General features: G+C 58.9%; 15 protein-coding genes and 1 pseudogene. 9 read left to right on the top strand and 7 right to left on the bottom strand.

From position 1 onward, the window contains the following. The first annotated feature begins 39 nt into the window (after nt 1–39). A complete protein-coding gene (locus tag ISN39_RS29345; RefSeq protein WP_194731482.1) occupies nt 40–627 on the top strand; it encodes a DUF4304 domain-containing protein in 588 nt (195 codons plus the stop codon). A gap of 110 nt (nt 628–737) precedes the next feature. Then, nucleotides 738–1,709: a 3'-5' exonuclease gene (locus ISN39_RS29340; RefSeq protein ID WP_194731481.1), complete on the top strand. Its 972-nt coding sequence runs from the start codon at nt 738–740 to the stop codon at nt 1,707–1,709. A 217-nt stretch (nt 1,710–1,926) separates the two neighbouring features. Here the strand turns inward: ISN39_RS29340 and ISN39_RS29335 are convergent, their stop codons facing one another. Further along, entirely contained in the window at nt 1,927–2,841 is a 915-nt protein-coding gene (locus ISN39_RS29335; RefSeq protein ID WP_194731480.1) for a proline iminopeptidase-family hydrolase, read from the bottom strand. A 105-nt stretch (nt 2,842–2,946) separates the two neighbouring features. Further along, nucleotides 2,947–3,729 (bottom strand): LuxR family transcriptional regulator, encoded by a 783-nt coding sequence (locus tag ISN39_RS29330; RefSeq protein WP_194731479.1) that lies wholly within the window; start codon nt 3,727–3,729, stop codon nt 2,947–2,949. Nucleotides 3,730–3,856: 127 nt separating this feature from the next. Between ISN39_RS29330 and ISN39_RS29325 the strand changes: the two genes are divergently transcribed. From ISN39_RS29325 to ISN39_RS29305, 5 genes are read left to right on the top strand one after another with little or no spacing between them, the layout of a single operon-like run. Then, on the top strand, nt 3,857–4,747 hold the full coding sequence (locus ISN39_RS29325) for a proline iminopeptidase-family hydrolase (protein WP_194731478.1): 891 nt from the start codon (nt 3,857–3,859) through the stop codon (nt 4,745–4,747). A gap of 51 nt (nt 4,748–4,798) precedes the next feature. Next, entirely contained in the window at nt 4,799–5,737 is a 939-nt protein-coding gene (locus tag ISN39_RS29320; protein ID WP_194731477.1) for an ABC transporter permease, read from the top strand. Then, nucleotides 5,734–6,585, top strand: a complete 852-nt coding sequence (locus ISN39_RS29315) for an ABC transporter permease (RefSeq protein ID WP_194731476.1) — start codon at nt 5,734–5,736, stop codon at nt 6,583–6,585. The genes ISN39_RS29320 and ISN39_RS29315 overlap by 4 nt, the downstream gene beginning before the upstream one ends. After that, nucleotides 6,582–8,285: an ABC transporter ATP-binding protein gene (locus tag ISN39_RS29310; RefSeq protein WP_194731475.1), complete on the top strand. Its 1,704-nt coding sequence runs from the start codon at nt 6,582–6,584 to the stop codon at nt 8,283–8,285. The genes ISN39_RS29315 and ISN39_RS29310 overlap by 4 nt, the downstream gene beginning before the upstream one ends. 19 nt (nt 8,286–8,304) lie before the next feature. Continuing rightward, nucleotides 8,305–9,822, top strand: a complete 1,518-nt coding sequence (locus tag ISN39_RS29305; RefSeq protein ID WP_194731474.1) for an ABC transporter substrate-binding protein — start codon at nt 8,305–8,307, stop codon at nt 9,820–9,822. Between the two features lie 52 nt (nt 9,823–9,874). Here ISN39_RS29305 and ISN39_RS29300 read toward each other — a convergent pair whose 3' ends face one another. Continuing rightward, entirely contained in the window at nt 9,875–10,492 is a 618-nt protein-coding gene (locus ISN39_RS29300) for a hypothetical protein (RefSeq protein WP_194731473.1), read from the bottom strand. A gap of 285 nt (nt 10,493–10,777) precedes the next feature. Next, a complete protein-coding gene (locus tag ISN39_RS29295; protein ID WP_074071489.1) occupies nt 10,778–11,248 on the bottom strand; it encodes a transposase in 471 nt (156 codons plus the stop codon). A gap of 646 nt (nt 11,249–11,894) precedes the next feature. Between ISN39_RS29295 and ISN39_RS36890 the strand changes: the two are divergent. Next, nucleotides 11,895–12,053, top strand: a pseudogene (locus ISN39_RS36890) (ABC transporter substrate-binding protein); the annotation flags it as partial. A gap of 19 nt (nt 12,054–12,072) precedes the next feature. Here the strand turns inward: ISN39_RS36890 and ISN39_RS29290 are convergent. The 3 genes from ISN39_RS29290 to ISN39_RS29280 all read right to left on the bottom strand — a co-directional run bounded on the left by ISN39_RS29290 (nt 12,073) and on the right by ISN39_RS29280 (nt 17,007). After that, nucleotides 12,073–13,848, bottom strand: coding sequence for an adenylate/guanylate cyclase domain-containing protein (locus tag ISN39_RS29290; RefSeq protein WP_194731472.1), 1,776 nt, complete (start codon nt 13,846–13,848; stop codon nt 12,073–12,075). Between the two features lie 391 nt (nt 13,849–14,239). Continuing rightward, nucleotides 14,240–15,964 carry an MFS transporter gene (locus tag ISN39_RS29285; RefSeq protein ID WP_246763464.1) on the bottom strand — a complete coding sequence of 575 codons (1,725 nt, stop codon included), beginning with the start codon at nt 15,962–15,964 and terminating at the stop codon, nt 14,240–14,242. Further along, nucleotides 15,961–17,007 carry an HlyD family secretion protein gene (locus ISN39_RS29280; protein WP_194731471.1) on the bottom strand — a complete coding sequence of 349 codons (1,047 nt, stop codon included), beginning with the start codon at nt 17,005–17,007 and terminating at the stop codon, nt 15,961–15,963. Before ISN39_RS29280 ends, ISN39_RS29285 begins: the two co-directional genes overlap by 4 nt. An 89-nt stretch (nt 17,008–17,096) precedes the next feature. Between ISN39_RS29280 and ISN39_RS29275 the strand changes: the two genes are divergently transcribed. Beyond that, on the top strand, nt 17,097–17,735 hold the full coding sequence (locus ISN39_RS29275) for a TetR/AcrR family transcriptional regulator (RefSeq protein WP_194731470.1): 639 nt from the start codon (nt 17,097–17,099) through the stop codon (nt 17,733–17,735). The last annotated feature ends 32 nt before the right edge of the window (nt 17,736–17,767 follow it).

Below are 17,767 nucleotides of genomic sequence, written 5' to 3'. Positions count from 1 at the left end.
TGACCCTGCCATTCGACCCGAGTGAGGGGACGCCAAGAGGTGGAAAAGACCGACAAAACGATGGAGGACGCCGACAGAAATGCCATTAATGCATGGAAGGCTGCGCTCGATCCGACGACGCGCAAACGGGCGCTGAAGCTTCTGACGAAGGAGGTGGATGATATCTTTCTGCCGCTAGGCTTTGTCCGGAAAGGGGTCCGCTGGCATCGCACCGGCTGGTTCGCGACGACGTTTGTCGAGATCCAGAAGAGCCGCTATGGCAATGCCTGCTTCATCAACTTCGGCCGAGACGCGAGGGATGCCGACTGGCGCGCGCCGAGCTACCGCAACAACACGCATTGGCGAATCGCATCGCTCGCGCAGAGGGACGCCGCCTGCCGGCTCGACCAGCTTCCCTATGCCGAGCTCGATGGTGCTTCGGAGCTGCGTCTCGAGGTGGTCTTCCTCCTGCGCAACGGGGCAGCGCCCTTCCTTGAGCAGGCGCAGGGATTGTTTGGTTCTATCCTGCGGCCCCGGCGATCCGTTGAAGATGAACTCCGCCGCAGGCCCGCCGCTGTCTTCCGACGCGTACTGTCGGCGCTGCTGTTCGGTCGCGACGACAACAGGGGCGCCGGGAGCGGCCACTGATCTTTTCAGGCCTCAACTTTCTTCCTGATTTGTTCGAGCGGATGTCTTATAGCGACTTTGGCGGATGATGCAGTCCGGAGAGCCATTTGAGAATTAGGCCGAGATAGCGAATGACGCAGCAGTTCGATCTGTTTGATGCTAACGGGGCAGCACCTGCAAAGGGCGCAGGCTCATCGACGAAGCGCCATTCTCCGGCTGCGTTGAGCGAAGATGATATGGTGCGGCAACTCCACGAGACTGGCCGCTACCGTATCCTGAGAAAACTCGAGCCACGTTTGGTGATCACGGCTGCGCGACCCGGATTTCCGCTGAAAGGCGTGATCATCGACACTGAAACAACCGGCCTTAATCATCGCAAGGACGAGATTATTGAGATTGGCGCGGTTGCGTTTACATTCGATGAGACGGGAAATATCGGCGATGTCATCGGCGTCTATAGCGCTCTTCAGCAGCCCAGCATTTCCATCCCGGAGGAGATCACACGTCTCACCGGTATCTCCGACGACATGGTGGCCGACCAGATGATTGATCTTTATCAGGTTCGTGCCGTCATCGAGCCTGCTGATCTCGTAATTGCCCACAATGCCGGCTTCGACCGGCCGTTCTGCGAGACCTTTTCACCAATCTTTGCCGGAAAAGCCTGGGCTTGTTCAGTCTCTGAAATCGACTGGGCGTCGCGCGGCTTTGAAGGAACAAAGCTCGGTTATCTGATTGGGCAGGCCGGTTATTTTCACGAGGGCCACCGAGCGGTTGATGACTGCTTTGCTCTCCTTGAGGTTCTCGCGGAGAGTGGTGGAGAATCGGGACGAACACCTTTTGCCGAGCTCTACGAAGCAAGCCAGCGATCACGCGCCCGCATCTTTGCGGAAAACAGCCCCTTCGACATGAAGGATCAATTGAAAGCACGCGGCTATCGTTGGTCGGATGGCAGTGACGGCCGTCCGAAGTCCTGGTGGATCGAGGTTGCGGAAGACGCACTCGATGACGAACTCCGCTATCTGCGTACGCAAGTCTATCGCTGGGATGACGCAGATCCACCGATCAAGCGTCTCACCGCCTTTGACCGCTTCAGGGCGGCCTAACAACCGCTCGGTGCGCATCGCGCATGGCTGGACGGACGATCCGCGACTGGGTTTGCGCCGGAGCATCTGGCTAACCGACGAGAGAAACCGCGGTCCTGGGCCGCAGCTTCTGCCCGCAATCGCTCCTGCGAAGCGATCAAGGCTGTCCAAAAGTGCTGCGAGCCCGGAGCTTGCCAGCACACCGGCGCTGGGTCTGCGGCAACCTGCTTCGCGTCAATCAATCGTGTCGTCGCAAGAAAGTCGAAACCGTCTCCAGGCAGAGTGCCTTCTCTTCCACATGCGGCATGTGGCTCGACTGCTCGAAGAGCACCCATTCGCATCTCTCAATGCGGTCGACATAGGGCTTGACGACCAGCGGGGTCGCCTCATCGAACTTGCCCGAAATCAGCAGCGTCGGGGCCTCGATGAGCGGCAGCCTATCTTCGATCGTCCAATCCTTCATCGTGCCAATGACATGGAACTCCGTTGGGCCGTTCATGTTGCGGTAGACGGTGTTGTCTTCGTCCATGATGGCGAAGGTGCGGGCGACTTCCGGCGGCCAGGGTACGACGCGGCAGACATGGCGATCATAGAAGACGCGCGAGGCGGCGATATATTCGGGGTCGGTAATCGTTCCGGCCTGCTCGTGCTTTAAGAGCTTATCCTGCACCTCCTGCGGCAGTTCCTCGCGCAGCCGGTTGGCTTCAGAAACCCAGGTATGCATGTTGGCTGGGGAATTGGCGATGACGAGCGCCTTCAGGCCCCTCGGCCGGCGCACGGCATGTTCCGCGCCGAGCATGCCGCCCCAAGACTGGCCGAGGAAGGCATAGCGGTCGTGAATGCCGACCTGCTTCAGGAGCGCATCCAGCTCTTCCAGAAAGAGCGCCGGCGTCCAGAAATCCGGTCCTTTTTCCCGCAGGCGGGTGGAATTGCCGTTACCAAGCTGGTCGTAGTGAATGACCGGGCGGCCGTCGATCTCGGTAATCCCGGTGAAGGAATCCACATAGTCATGGGTGCAGCCAGGACCGCCATGGGCCACAACGAGCGGCAGCTTGCCGCTGTCGAGCGAGCCGGTGATGCGATACCAGGTCTGGTACTCGCGAAAGGGCAGAAAGGCTTCCTTCGACGCAATTGCGGCCACATGGATCTCCATTCAGATTCGAAGTGTCACAGCCGCCTTTGCGCGCCACGAGTGACACGCGACGCTGCGGCGAGCAATTGAGAAAGCATAGCGTGGTGCTTTAGAGCGCGGCAGCTATCACAAGTTATAGGATGAGCGCTCTTCCAGAAGGCGATAATGGGTGGCGCGAACCACGGCCTGCGTGCGGTTCTTGGCGCCGAGCTTCTTGGCGGCGGCGGTCAGATGCATGACCACCGTTGGCACGGAGCGACCGATGATGCGCGAGATTTCCTTGGCCGAGTATCCTTCGGCCGAATACCGCAGGCATTCGCGCTCCCGTTCCGTCAGCCTGGCCTTGCCGACATGGAAGACGTCGGCATCGAAGAGGTTGTAAGCCGCTTCATGGAAGACATGGGCGAGCAGATTGAAATCGGCGATATAGCGCAGGGCGTGCCGCTCGAATTCTTTGTTGCCCCCGAAGCGGATGCCGGTGACTGTGGCATAGTCACCGCGCGGCATATGAATGGGCACCGTCACGCCGGTCGACATATCCCTTTCGCTCAGATAGCGGGCGACGGGCGCGGTGTCCTCGGTCATGAAACGGCGGATCAGCGTGTCGGCGTCGGCATCATAGCTCCAGAAGAAGGGTGTCGAGGTGCGAAGCGCGACCTGCTGCACCGGGTCGATGCGGAAGTAGCCGCGGTTGAACCAGTAGTCATGCATGTCGCCGCAAATGTTGCGAAGCTTCAGCAGCGACGGAATCATGATCGCGCCGTCGAGATCGTAAGCCACCGGGGTATAGTCATATATCAGCGCTTCGAAGCCGATTGTCTTCATGGCCTCGAAGATCTGATCGATGCGGCCATCCAGTGTCTGATGAGCCGTAAACTGGCGTCTGATGGTTTCGATTTCGTCAAGCATCGGCTGACTCCGGCTCGTATTCCCTGGCGACCCTATCACTTCTTATAGCTGGCGCGGACCGTCGTTTGAGATAAAAATTTAGACATGCTCAAATATTGAGCAAGGAGAATCTTTGCCGGAGTGGTCAATGTGGCGTGAAATCGAACCCGAGGCGCGACACCAAATCGGAGTCGATGGCTATAAGGTCGTCGCCTATAGCTTCGGCTCCGGCCCCGAGACGATCTTTTGCCTGAACGGCGGGCCGGGACTGCCCTGTGACTATCTGCGCGATGCGCATTCCTGTCTTATCGACAGAGGCTATCGCGTGGTGGCCTTCGACCAGCTCGGCACGGGCGCTTCAGACCGCCCGACCAGTCCGGCGCTGTGGACGATCGGGCGCTATGTCGAGGAGACGGAGACGGTGCGCAAGGCGCTGGGGCTCGGCAAGGTGCACATGCTCGGCCATTCCTGGGGCGGTTGGCTGGCAATCGACTATGCGCTCACTTACCCTCAAAACCTGCAGACGCTGATCCTCGAAGATACGGTCGCGGACATGCCCCATCTCATTACCGAGCTGGAGCGGTTGCGCGCGGCGCTCGGCCCCGAGACGGTTGCCATGATGCAGAAGCACGAGGCGCAGGGCACCTACGACCACCCGGAATATCTCGCAGCCATCACTATATTGAACTACCGCCACGTCTGCCGGTTGCCGGAATGGCCGGCGCCGGTGCGCCGGTCGCTCAACGACTGGAACTTGGGGCCATATGGCACGATGCAGGGACCAAACGAATTCCTCTATATCGGCAACCTCAAGGATTGGAGCCGTATTCCCGACCTGCCGCGCATCACCGTGCCGACACTGATCACCACGGGCGAGCACGACGAACTGACGCCGGCCTGCGCACTGAAGATGAAGCTCGCCATTTCGAATGCCGAACTCAAGGTCTTTGCCAATGCCAGCCACATGCCCTTTTACGAAAATCCCGGAGACTACTATCCAGCGCTGATCGATTTCTTGTCGCGGCACAGGCGGAACTGATGCAAAGAATGGCGACCGACATCCGAACAATACGGAGGCGCTGACATCACCATGCATCGCTATAGGTTCGTCCTCACCCGACCCTTGCAATTTATGCCCGTCATTTTCGGCATCAGCGTCATCACCTTCATTCTGGTGCGGCTGATCCCTGGCGATCCGGCACGCAACCTGCTCGGCTCGCGCGCCACGCCGACGGCGATCGCCAATATCCGTGCCCAGTACGGCCTCGATCAGCCTATGTGGCTACAATATCTGTATTTTCTTAAAAACCTCGCCAATGGCGAGATGGGCAAATCGATCCTCTACAAGATCGACGTGCTGAGACTGATCGTCACCCGCATCGAGCCGACTGTTGCGCTCGTTACCACCAGCGTCGTTCTGTCGATCCTGATCGCCGTGCCGATGGCAGCGATTGCCGCGCGCAATGCCGGCAAGGCGCCTGATCATGCGGTGCGTATCGTCTCTACCTTCGGCATCGGCTTCCCGCCCTTTTGGCTCGGGCTGATGCTCATCATCCTCTTCAGCGTCGAGCTCGGCCTGCTGCCGGTCTCGGGCTATGGCGCAACAATCGGCGACAAGCTTGCGCATCTGATCCTACCGAGCTTGACCGTGGCCCTGTCGCTCTCGACCGTTTTGACGCGCAGCCTCAGGGCGGCGATGATCGAATCTCTTAAATCCGACGTGGCGACGGCAGCGCGCGCCCGTGGCATGCCCGAACGCATCGTCTTCTGGCGCCATGTCGTACCGAATTCGCTGGTGCCGACCGTCAATCTTCTCGCGGTCAATATTGGCTGGCTCATCGGTGGCACCGTCGTCGTCGAGAGCGTCTTTGCGCTTCCCGGCATGGGACAGCTTCTCGTCCGCGCCATCTTCTCGCGCGACTATATGGTGGTCCAGGGCGTTGCCATGGTTTTCGCCTGCGCCACCGTGCTCGTCAATTTCGTCGCCGATATCGTCACCGTTGCGATCGATCCGAGGGTGAAGCTATGAGCGTCGATACCCTGTCTTCAGGCTCCGTCGGCTGGCGGACGATCTTCAGCAAGCACTTGATGCTTGTGACCGGCGCCGGCATCTTGCTGTTCTTCGTCCTGCTGGCGACAGGCGCGCCGGTTCTGGCACCCTATGACCCAATCCTTCAGAACGGCGATGCCCGCCTGCAGGCGCCTTCGCTGCTTCATCCGTTCGGTACGGATAATTTCGGCCGCGACGTGCTTTCCCGCGTCATCTGGGGCACGCGGATCGACCTGCAGATCGCGCTGATCGGCGTCGCTTTCCCCTTTCTCATCGGCACCGCTGTTGGCACCATCGCCGGCTTTTTCGGTGGCATCGTTGATGCGCTGTTCATGCGGCTCGTGGATATCATCCTCGCCTTTCCCTTCCTGGTGTTGATGCTATCGATCATCGCCATCCTCGGACCGGGGCTCGGCAGCTTTTACCTCGCCATGGCACTGGTCGGCTGGGTTTCCTATGCCAGGCTGATCCGGGCGCAGATTCTGGTGCTCAAGAACAGCGACTATGCGATGGCCGCCGTCAGCCTCGGCTTTTCGCGGATGCGCATCATGTTCCGACACCTGCTGCCGAATGCGATTGCCGGCTCGATCGTCTTTGCGATGTCGGATGCGGTGTTGGTGCTGCTCAGCGGCGCGGCCGTCAGCTATCTCGGCCTCGGTGTGCAGCCGCCGGTCGCCGAATGGGGTGTTATGGTGGCGGAGGGCCAGAGTTTTGTCACCACGGCCTGGTGGATCACGCTGTTTCCTGGGCTTTCCATCGTCTGCCTCGCTTTCGGCTTCAGCATGCTCGGCGATGCGTTCGGCGAACGGCTCGGAGTGCACGAATGAGCGCGTCCGTTCTTTCCGTCCGCGACCTGACCGTCAAAGCGCATCTCGACAGCGGGGTCCGCATTCTGCTCGATGCCGTGTCGCTTGATCTCGCAAAAGGCGAAATTCTGGGTCTCGTCGGCGAAAGCGGCTCCGGCAAGAGCCTGTTCTGCCGCTCGCTCGTCCGCCTCCTGCCCTCCTCGCGACTAACGATCGAGAGAGGCATCGTGCTTCTGGAGGGCCGTGATCTCACCGCCGTCAGCGATGCTGAGATGCTGAGCGTGCGCGGCAGCGAAATCGGCATGATCTTCCAGAACCCCACCAGCCATCTCGACCCAGTCATGCGCATAGGCGACCAGATCGCAGAAGGCATCCGCTATCACCAGGACCTCAATGGGCGCGATGCGCGCGCGGCCGCCGTCGAGATCCTGGCGCAGGTCGGCTTTCCGGATCCAGTTCGGCACTTTGACAGCTATCCGCACGAATTTTCGGGCGGCATGCGCCAGCGCGCGATGATCGGCGTGGCGCTTTCCTGCAATCCGAAAATCCTGATCGCCGACGAGCCGACGACGGCGCTCGACGTGACCATCCAGGCACAAATTCTCAACCTTCTGATGGATCTGCGCGATAAGCGCGGGCTGTCCATCATTCTCATCACCCACGATCTCGGCATCGTGGCACGGACGTGCGACCGTATCGCCGTTATGCGTGGTGGCAGGCTGCTGGAGGAAGGCCCGAAGCGGGCGATCCTCTCCCGCCCGAAAGACCCCTACACGATCAATCTGATCCAAAGCCATCCGTCCATGCCAGAGATTGGCGTCTCCGCCGGGAGCGAGACCGCGCGCTCGGCAGGAGCGTTGAAGCCGCTTCTTGAGATCGACGACTTGCACGTGCGCTTTCCTTCCGGCGGCAGGCTCTTGAAAGGAGCTGCCGCCAAGACCGTCAACGCGGTTTCCGGCGTCAGCCTGCAGATCATGCCGGGCGAGACGGTCGGCATCGTCGGCGAATCCGGTAGCGGCAAGAGCACGCTTGCCCGCGCCGTCCTCGGCCTGACGCCGATCTCTTCCGGCCATGTCAGTTTCGACGGCATCGACCTTACCCAGCAGAGGAGGGCGGGACTGGCTAAGCTGCGGCGGGAGACGGCGATGGTCTTCCAGGACCCGTTCAACGCGCTGAACCCGCGGTTGACGATCGGCCAGACGCTGGCTGAGGTGCTGACGGTGCAGGCCACGGTCGCCAAACTCGACATTCCAGCACGCATCGGCGAATTGCTCGACCTCGTCGGGCTCGACCGCGAATTCGCACACCGAAAGCCGCGCAGCATGAGCGGCGGCCAATGCCAACGGGCCGGCATTGCGCGGGCACTGGCTGTAAATCCCAAGATGATCGTCGCCGATGAATGCGTGGCGGCGCTAGACGTGACCATCCAGGCGCAGATCATCGGCCTGTTCCGGGATCTGGCGGCCAAGATGGACCTGACGTTGATCTTCATTGCCCATGACCTGGCGATTGTGCGCCATCTCTGCACACGCACCGTCGTCATGTACCGCGGCGAGGTGGTCGAGGAGGGGCCGTCCGAAGAGGTTTTTTCGCGGCCGAAGCATGCCTATACCGCCGCGCTGATCGCGGCGATCCCAGATATCGATCCGGATAAGCCTCGGTTCAAAGGTGTCGAGCCGACACCGGGCGAACCGATCCAATCCATCAAATGCATGCCATAACAACGAAGGGAACGACATCATGACAATCAGGTGGAAATCTATCGGGCTTGCTGCCTTCGCCGCTGCCCTCACCCTCAGCGCCAGCTATGCGGAAGCGGCCGGCGTTCTGACGATCGGCCGCCGCGAGGATTCGACGACATTCGACCCGATCAAGACGGCGCAGAACATCGACAACTGGGTCTTCTCGAACGTCTATGACGTGCTGGTGCGGGTCGACAAGGCCGGCACCAAGCTGGAGCCTGGCCTTGCCGAAAGCTGGACCACCTCGGATGACGGCCTGACCTATACATTCAAGATCCGCGATGCAAAATTCTCGGACGGAGCGCCGCTGACGGCCGAAGATGCCGTCTTCAGCCTCCTGCGCATTCGCGACGACGAAGGCTCGCTCTGGAGCGATTCCTACAAGGTGATCGACACTGCGGTCGCGACCGATCCGCGCACGCTGACCATCAAGCTGAAGAACCCCTCCGCGCCATTCCTTTCAACGCTCGCGCTTCCGAACGCCTCGGTCATCTCCAAGGCGGGCATGGAATCCCTGGGCGCTGACGCTTATGCCGAAAAGCCGATCGCTTCCGGCGCTTTCACCGTGGAGGAATGGCGACGCGGTGACCGCATCATCCTCAAGAAAAACCCGAATTTCTGGCAGGCGGATCGGGTGAAGCTCGACGGAGTCGAGTGGATCTCGGTACCTGACGACAATACCCGCATGTTAAACGTTGAGGCGGGGGAACTGGATGCGGCGATTTTCGTGCCTTTCTCTCGCGTCGAGGAACTGAAGAAGGATCCGAACCTCAACGTGCTCACCGATCCCTCGACCCGCGAGGACCATCTGCTGATCAACCACGCCCATGGCGACCTCGGCAAGAAGGAAGTGCGCCAGGCGCTCGACATGGCGATCGACAAGAAGGCGATCGTTGATGCCGTCACGTTCGGACAGGGTACGATCGCTAATTCCTACATTCCGAAGGGGGCGCTCTATCACTATGCCGCCAACCTGCAGCGGCCCTATGACCCGGAAAAAGCCAAGCAAATGCTGGCGGATGCCGGCGTCTCCAACCTGACGCTCACTTATCTGCTGCGTGCCGGCGATGAAGTGGATGAGCAGACGGCCGTGTTGATCCAGCAGCAGCTCGCCAAGGCCGGCATTACCGCCAATCTTCAGAAGGTCGATCCCAGCCAGGAATGGGATATGACTGTCAACGGCGACTACGATATTTCGGTCAACTACTGGACCAACGACATTCTCGACCCGGACCAAAAGACGACCTTCGTTCTCGGCCACGACTCCAATAACAACTACATGACCAACTACAAGAGTGATGCGGTGAAGGACCTCGTCGCCAAGGCGCGTCAGGAACTGGATCCGGCCAAGCGCGCGCAGATGTATTTCGATCTGCAGAAGATGGCCAAGGAAGACGTGAACTGGATCGACCTCTACTACAGCCCCTACATCAACGTCGCGCGCAAGAACGTTGAGAATTTTTACCAGAACCCGCTTGGCCGGTTCTTCCTGGAAGACACCGTGAAGAACCAGTAGTTGTTGTGTTCATACCTCGCGGCAGGGGGTCGCGCGCGCGACCCTTGGCCTCTTACGTGACATCAAAGCGCTCGAGCATCTTCTTGAGCTGCAGGTTCTGTGCATGAAGCCGTTCTGCCAGTAGCCTCTTGAGCCGCTTGTTTTCTGCATCAAGTGTAGTTACCTCCTCGAGGGAAACCGCATCCCGAGCCGTTACGGCTTCCACGCTTCGGGGCTTGTTCCTCCTCATCGCAATATGCGCGGTCGCGCGGAGGGGACCGCGCTTAACACGCTTTCGAGGAGTGTCGCTTGATGTTCGCTTGGGCTGAAACACCGGCGGGCTCTCCTGCACCGGTTCAACAACTTCGGCAGTCGCAACAGTCGTCTCACTTTGCTTTGGCACGTCGACCTCTGCGCCGTCACCTAATGATGTCGATGCTCCCGCAACGCTGGCCTCGCCTGCGTGTCCGCCAGCAGAGCCCGAGTTCATCGTATCAGACGCTATGTCTTCTCCGCCCTCGTCAGGCCTACCAGGTGCCGCATTTGAATTGAACAGATGCGGCGCCTTGTCTTCCGCTTCACGAACCAAAGCCTTGAGATCGGTGTCACCCCAAATTGAGTTCGTCCGCGCCTTCGTCTGTCGTCGACCCGACTTGAATTCAACAACGAATTTCCGTTGTGGCGTTTTCATATGGTTTCAACCTTGAGCAAATCGCTAAATAGCAGGCGCCGATCAGCGCGACTGCGTTCCTGCTGGCGAACCCATATATCGCCTTGCCGCGCGCTTCAACTGGCCAGTGTCCGAGAGAATGACGATACTTAGCGCCAAAATCCCGTCGCAAACGGTCATTTGAACAGGAGACATTTGCTCCCGCGATCGCTCTCCTCAACGGAGAGACTGGAGGCGACCAAGCCTCTGGAGTAAAAAAAGATCAGGCGGCCAATCGAGAAGATGACCGCCTGCGTCGTTCTCAGATCAATCCAGCCCGAGCCTCTTGCGCAGCTCCGTATTTTCCGAGCGCAATTTTTCCGCCAGAAGCTTGCGAAGCTTCTGGTTCTCTTTTTCGAGCTGGACAAGATCTGCCAGCTCATCGCCGGCCGGAACAGGCTTTGCGTTCCTTTGAACAACGGGCGTCGCGGTCCGTTTCCAGTTATAGTAGGTTTGCTCCGATATGCCGGCACTCTTGATCGCATCCTTGAGGGTGCTTTTGCCCTCGGTGATTGCCTTTTCGATCAGCTTGAGCTTGCCGGTTTTTTCCTGTTCGCTATACGTCCTGGGCTTGGCGACCTGCGACTTTGCGGCACTTGCCTTTGCCGCGGCTCGCGCCGGTTCGACGGTCGTCTTCTGACGCTGTGGTGGCTTCTGCTTCTTGGCAGCGGGTGCTTTTGCCTCTGCATCCGTCGCCTCAACTGCAGCAACCGGTCCTGTGGTGTTCTCGTTGGCCATCATTATTTCCTCTCTATTCGATCGCCTGTTTTCGGCTGAGTGAACTCCAGAGTCAACACTACCGCCAGTCTCCTCATTTGCAGTCGTTGAAGATGGGGAGATATTCTGCCGGCGATCGCTGCGCGACTGGCGCTTAAACTTCGATCCATCATGAAGAACGCGCATGCTTTTGCTTAGGGTATATCGCCCATTGGCGACGTCGACTCCTGATTGCTTCCTCGACTGGTGTGAGATCTCTGACAAGCTCGAAACGCAGAATTATCTCCGCAGCAACCGCGAGCCATCGTGGAAGTTCGCGACGGAATACGAATTAGCCAAAGCGCGATTATGCTAGCGGTGAAACTCTGACGCTTGGTATGCGACACAGACTGCCGCTTGAGATCTGTTCCAGCCGCCGATCGGAAATACCCGGCAAGAGGCGACCGGTACCCGAAGTAATCCCAACTTGGTCGGAAAGGTGTTCACGTTCGTCGATTCAAGCCTGCTCGCAACGTTGCGGGCCGGCGCTCGTGATTTTGGAGATTAAGCCACATGGCTGAAAGGTGACTGAAGGCTTGGGCTGCTAGTGTTGTCGTCGCATCGTGGAGGAGAGACACGAGCCCGTGTGTTATTGGCGATGCTGAAAACCATCAGGAGGATATAGTCTATGCGTTGTACACGCGCGCTTTTTCACACCGCTGCCGTTTCCGTCTTCCTTGCCGGCGCCGCCATGGCAACGGCGAATTCGGCCAATGCTGCTGACAAGATCACGATCATGGTCGGCGGCTATGAGAAGCAGATCTATTTGCCGGCAGCGTTGGGAGATGGGAATGGATCAGAGCGCATCAGACCGCCAGTCCTGCCCTCCGGAGACCTTCAACGCGATGGTTAAAGTCCTGGGGGTTTCTGAATGGAAGGACGCGACGGCGGCGCTCGATAGAGAAGTCAGGGTTTATCTGGAGCGCCGTCTCCCAAGCCTGTCGACTTTCCTCCAGCCGGCCTAGGTGGCCGTAACATGACGCAAGCAGCGCATAGGCGGTCTCAGATTGGGAGTTTCGTGCGAGGCGCTGCTTGATCGCAAAAATCGCTCGCTCATACTCGCCGAGAGAAAAGCGCGCATCGGCGAGAAACTGGAGAAGAACTTCTGGATAATGCGGGTCCAAGCGCATGGAAGCATCAAGTGTCTCAAGGGCATCTGCGGGATCGCCGGAGAATATCTGGATATGGGCCATCAACATGAGGAGTTCGGTGGAGTTGGGCGAAAGCACGAGGCCTCGTTGCGCTTCTGTCCGCGCCCTCTCCAGTTCCCGATTCCACATGCAAGCCATCCCCAGTGCGAAGTGGCCGTCGGGCTGTTCTTCGGCCATTTCCACTGCCTGCTGCGCGAGTTCCAGTCCAGAGCGCAGCGAGTCCTCCGGATCGGTGCTCCAGGCGTTGACGTAGTCGAGCAAATGGGTGAAAGAAATGAGTGCCTGGGCGGCAACATATCCTGGATCGATAGCGATGGCGTCGGTCGCCAAGCTGCGAGCTGCGACATTTCCGGTTCGGGTATGTGCGGACGCCTGCTCCCGCCCACGCAAGAAAAACTCATACGCCTGGACATTGACTGCGCGCGCCCGAGTTAGCCGATCCTGATCGCCACGCGTGAGGTTCAGTTTGAGCGCGGCCACGATCTCCTGTGTGAGTTCGTCCTGAACCGCAAAAATGTCGGTCAGGTCACGATCATACCGGCTGGCCCAGACATGTCCGCCGCTGCTTGCATCGATCAATTGCGCTGTGACACGAACCCGGTTGCCGGCCTTGCGCACGCTGCCCTCGAGCACGTAGCGGACGCCAAGCGCCCTGGCCATCTGTGGCACAGAGGCTGCTGCATTCTTGTATACGAAAGACGAGTTGCGGGCGATTACGTGCAACTCAGACAGCTTCGAGAGGTCGGTAATGATGTCCTCGCTGATGCCGTCGGAGAAATATTCCTGTTCGGCATCGCCGCTCATGTTGTTGAACGCCAATACGGCAATGGAGATTTTATCGAGATTGGCCGCAGTCAAAGGTATTTCCGTTGCGGGCGGCGGCGTTTGTACCGCCGCTGGGGGGACCGTTCCGATCTGGAGGGAATAGACCCGCATCGGCTCTGAAATATTTTTCAGATGGAGCTGGCCGAGATCAGTCACCGCAAAATCAAGCCGCGCTTTCACCTGGCGGTAAGCATCTTCGGAGAGATAGATCGTGCCGGGCTTGGCAATTCCTTCTAAGCGCGCAGCGATGTTGACGCCGTCGCCCATTAAATCGCCGTCGCTCTCCTCGACCACATCGCCTACGTGGATCCCGACCCGGAACTCGATGCGCTGCTCACGCGACACGCCGGTATTGCGATCGATCATGGCCGTCTGCACCTCGATCGCGCAACGCACGGCGTCCACGACGCTACGGAACTCGATAAGAATTCCGTCCCCGGTGCGCTTGACCACGCGGCCATGATTGACGTCGATAGTCGGGTCGATCAGATCGCTGCGCAGCGTCCGCAGCCGCGCTAGGATGCGATCCTCGTCCGCACCAGCAAGACGGCTGTAGCCGACTACATCCGCAACTAGGATCGCCGCAAGTTTTCGCGTCTCGCTCATAGCTCCAGTTCCCGTCGATCCAGATTAGCACATAGGCCAGCGAATGCCTCGCATAGGAGCGAATTTATATGAGGTTTAGAGGTGAGGGGGCCCGTCAGTTCGAGAAATTGCGCCTAAGGTCTGCGGCGAGCGGATTGATCGCGCGAGCAACCCGCCCCTGCTCCTTTTAGCGGGCACGGATGTGGCGACCGCCGAGGGCGAAGACCAGGCTTCGTAGTGACCTCAGTTCCTCGATGACCGGCGCCATGCGCCCGAACTCCACTCGCACAATCTGGAGTAGTGGATCCGGACGCCGAAGCGTTGGCGCATTTGCCAACGAATTGCACTCATTTCAGCGAGGGTCGTCGGAGTGACCTTTCCCGAGAAGTTCGGCTCTCGGCATTGGCGGCACTCAATGAGGACTTGCAGTAGGTCGTATGACGATTTCGCTCACATCAACATCTCCTAGCTGGTCGTCTGCATAGGCTTGAGCGCCGATTCCAATTCCTCTGCCGGCATGGTTAGGCGTCTCGCTGCCGGAACTGAGAGCCCTGCCGATTATAATTTTCAAGGTGATCAGGACCGGCGCCGCGGCAATGAAGAAAAGGGAAAGAGTAAGAAATGCGGTGTCGAAGGCGATGATGCTCGCCTGTGCAGTCACTTCTCTTGTGAGGATCTGCACAGCAGCTTTAGCAGCGACGCTCAACTCCATCCCATGCGAGGTGAGGCTATTGGTCAGCAGGGCAAGTCGTTCGGTTACAGCCATGCGACCCGGGACGATGTATGTGGCGATGACACCCTTATTCAAAGCCGTTTGCTGATCGAGAAGCGTCTGCATGACTGCCACGCCGAAAAGCCCCCCGGTCTGGCGGCCGACATTGAAGAGCCCAACCCCGTACGCGATTTGCGGCCCCTCAAGATCGAGCAACGTGATCAGCGTGATCGACAGAAAGAGGAAACCTAGCGCAAGACCACGCAGGAGGATGGCCGGCATCAAGTCCGAAAAGCCGCTTTCGCCGTTGGAACCGGATAGCATCCACATGGCTACGATAAAGCCGAGGATACCGAAAGGTACCGTGATGATCGGTGGGAGCTTGCCCCGCCTGACCAGGAAGGTGGTTAGGAGGAGTGCGCTGATGAACATCAGTGTGCTGGGAAGCAGCAGCATGCCCGCTTCAGTCGGAGTCATGCCAAGGACGGAAATGGCGAAGGACGGTATGAGATAGGCGCTGCCGAACAGCGCGAAACCGGCTGCAAAGCTTGCGATGAAGCCAAACGCAAATCCGCTGTTCCGGAAAATCGCAAGATCAAGAATGGTATCGGAGCCCGTCGCGCAAAGCTCAAAGGCTATGAACAAGAGCAAGGATACGACGCCCACGAGCAACAAGTGCACGATCATCGGCTCTTCCAACCAATCCCAACGGCTGCCTTGATTGAGGACAAAGGTCAGACAAAATGCGGCGATGGTAAAGAGCACTGCGCCCAGCCGGTCTAGTCTAACTGCTCGTGTCTGCGCATCAGCGCCAAGATCCGTCGACGCAAGAAGTGCCAGCGCCGACAGGCCGATTGGCACGATGCTCAGGAATATCCATGTCCACGACAGGCTGTCGAGCAGCCACCCCTGCATGTAGGGCGTGAGCGTTGCAGGGGCGACCACCGCTCCGAAGGCAAAAAAGCATTGAACGACAGGCTGAAGCGAACGGGAGAAAGTCTGGAACAGCAATGTCTGTCCGCTCACCAGGAGCGCTCCTCCGGCCAGCCCTTGAAGAAGTCGCAGAACGACGAGGGTATCGAAATTATAAGTCAATGCGGCCGCTCCACAGACGAGCGTCATGATCCCTGTCGCGGCGCGAAGGCACGTCTGTGATGAAAACCTGCCCATGAGCCAGGGGGTCAGCATAAAGGCGGTCAGCTTGGCGGCCGTATATCCAACTTCCAGCAGCGCGAACTGGTCGAGGGTTGCGTGGGTATCGCCGATCATGTCGAGCCGGGCCGTGGACAAGGCCGTGCCGGCCACCGCCTCAGTGAGCGCGGCGAAGACAATGCCGGCAACAACAAGCAATGTCGGCATGGTTCCGTGGGAGGCTCTGGTGTTGACCGGTGCGACTTGGTCCGGATCGATGACCACAAGCTTCATGATGTCTCCCCCTCTTCTACGGTGCGGATCGATACACGGGCAGAAAGACCAGGCACGAGGCGCACCTGCGATGGGATACTCGTTAGCCTGATCTTGACTGGCACGCGCTGAACGACACGAACGAAATTGCCTGTCGCGTTGTCCGCCGGGATCAGACTGAAGGCAGCGCCGCTCCCGGGCGCGAGACTGTCGACAGCGCCCCGAACCTCTGCATGGGGGTAGCCGTCAACGGAGATACGCACCGGCTGGCCCACACGAATATGCTCAAGTTCAGTCTCCTTGAAATTGGCGACGATCCAAACGTCATGGATAGGGACGATGTCGAGCATCGGCGTTCCAGTGGTGACAAATCGGCCAACACGCACCTGACGATTGCCGACGACGCCGTTCACCGGGGCGCGCACCGTCGTGTTGTCGAGATCGATCTGAGACAATGTACGAGCAGCCTCAGCTTGAGAAAGCGCTGCTTGGGCAGCATCTCTTTGGGCGGCCAGAACGTCCAGCTTTCTATGCTGGGCCTCAATTCCGGCTTGTGCGGCGCTGACAGAAGCGTCAGCTTGGGCGATGCCCGCTTCGCTTTCTTCGAACTTTGCCTGGCTGACAGTGCTGGCGCGTATTAGCGAGCGATAGCGGTCGAAACTCTGCATCGCCAGTATCTGAGCGGCGAGTGCGGATTTGAGCTGGGCTTCACTTTGAGCGATTACGGCTTTTTGGAAGCGTGTCTCGGCTTCCAGATTCACGAGAGCAGCCCGGGCGGAAGCAACATTGGCATCTGCCTGAGCCAGCCGAGCCCTGTAGTCCCTATCGTCGATACGAAAGAGAATATCGCCTGCCTGGACCATGGCATTGTCGGTAACGCCCACCTCAAGGACATAGCCTGCGACCTTCGGCGCCAGAGACGTGATGTCGGCCCGGACATAGGCATTGTCGGTTGCCTCCTCAAAACGGCCCGTTGTCACCCATTGCCATCCCCAGGACCAAACAAGCCCCGCGATAAGGGCAGCCAGAGCTCCCAGAGTTCCGATTTTGATCATGTGTCGCATCTGTGGATCCTAACTGGTACTGATCGTTACCATTGACAAGTACGGTAACGTACCGTATCCGTCAAGTTGGTAACAACAGGATGGACAGGATGGCTACCAGGACAGCAAAAAGATCGTCTTCAGATGAACGGCGATCTGCGATTCTGCAGGCCGCTGCCACCGTGTTTTTCGAGCAAGGCTATGCCGCTACCAGCGTGGATGCGATCATTGATCGGGTCGGCGGGTCGAAACGGACCATCTACAGTGAATTTGGAAGCAAGGAGGGGCTGTTCACTGCCTTGGTGTCCGAGGGAGCCGATAGTGCGCTAAGCACGTTGGCAGTTGAAGAAATCGTCGGTCGCAATCTCCGTGAAACGTTGACGCAATTCGCTCGCAAGCTTGTTGAAGTCTACATGTCGCCCATGATGATCGGCGTGTACCGCGCAATCATGGCGGAGGCTTTTCGCTTCCCTGATCTTGCTAGGGCCTTCTATGATCGAGGACCCGGTCGCGCCTCATTTCGTCTCGCCGAAGTTCTGGAAGAGGCGAGCAAACGGGGCGAAATCGAGGTCGAGGACTGCAAATTGGTTGCAGATCATTTTGCCGGTATGTTGCGCGATAATACACACCTGCAAGTCGTGCTCGGCTTGCGCCCGCCCTTGGGTCCTGAGGCGATAGAGGAAGTCGCCGGTTCGATCGTGGCGATTTTTCTTGATGGAATTCAAAGACGGACCGCGTCGGGCGGCTAACGCCCTCCCGCCACGCGCGAGGGCTTTGGAGT

Origin of the sequence: Rhizobium sp. 007, assembly GCF_015353075.1 — a bacterium.
Taxonomy (GTDB): domain Bacteria; phylum Pseudomonadota; class Alphaproteobacteria; order Rhizobiales; family Rhizobiaceae; genus Rhizobium.
Note: the sequence above shows the minus strand (reverse complement) of the source record. Positions and strands in the feature narration are given on the sequence as shown.

What these genes read in the sequence shown, in the direction of transcription:
- ISN39_RS29310 (WP_194731475.1), top strand. Translation starts at nt 6,582, where the DNA reads ATGAGCGCGTCCGTTCTTTCCGTCCGCGACCTGACCGTCAAAGCGCAT.
- ISN39_RS29330 (WP_194731479.1), bottom strand. Translation starts at nt 3,729, where the DNA reads ATGCTTGACGAAATCGAAACCATCAGACGCCAGTTTACGGCTCATCAG.
- ISN39_RS29315 (WP_194731476.1), top strand. Translation starts at nt 5,734, where the DNA reads ATGAGCGTCGATACCCTGTCTTCAGGCTCCGTCGGCTGGCGGACGATC.
- ISN39_RS29285 (WP_246763464.1), bottom strand. Translation starts at nt 15,964, where the DNA reads ATGAAGCTTGTGGTCATCGATCCGGACCAAGTCGCACCGGTCAACACC.
- ISN39_RS29340 (WP_194731481.1), top strand. Translation starts at nt 738, where the DNA reads ATGACGCAGCAGTTCGATCTGTTTGATGCTAACGGGGCAGCACCTGCA.
- ISN39_RS29290 (WP_194731472.1), bottom strand. Translation starts at nt 13,848, where the DNA reads ATGAGCGAGACGCGAAAACTTGCGGCGATCCTAGTTGCGGATGTAGTC.
- ISN39_RS29300 (WP_194731473.1), bottom strand. Translation starts at nt 10,492, where the DNA reads ATGAAAACGCCACAACGGAAATTCGTTGTTGAATTCAAGTCGGGTCGA.
- ISN39_RS29280 (WP_194731471.1), bottom strand. Translation starts at nt 17,007, where the DNA reads ATGCGACACATGATCAAAATCGGAACTCTGGGAGCTCTGGCTGCCCTT.
- ISN39_RS29320 (WP_194731477.1), top strand. Translation starts at nt 4,799, where the DNA reads ATGCATCGCTATAGGTTCGTCCTCACCCGACCCTTGCAATTTATGCCC.
- ISN39_RS29335 (WP_194731480.1), bottom strand. Translation starts at nt 2,841, where the DNA reads ATGGAGATCCATGTGGCCGCAATTGCGTCGAAGGAAGCCTTTCTGCCC.
- ISN39_RS29325 (WP_194731478.1), top strand. Translation starts at nt 3,857, where the DNA reads ATGTGGCGTGAAATCGAACCCGAGGCGCGACACCAAATCGGAGTCGAT.
- ISN39_RS29305 (WP_194731474.1), top strand. Translation starts at nt 8,305, where the DNA reads ATGACAATCAGGTGGAAATCTATCGGGCTTGCTGCCTTCGCCGCTGCC.
- ISN39_RS29275 (WP_194731470.1), top strand. Translation starts at nt 17,097, where the DNA reads ATGGCTACCAGGACAGCAAAAAGATCGTCTTCAGATGAACGGCGATCT.
- ISN39_RS29295 (WP_074071489.1), bottom strand. Translation starts at nt 11,248, where the DNA reads ATGGCCAACGAGAACACCACAGGACCGGTTGCTGCAGTTGAGGCGACG.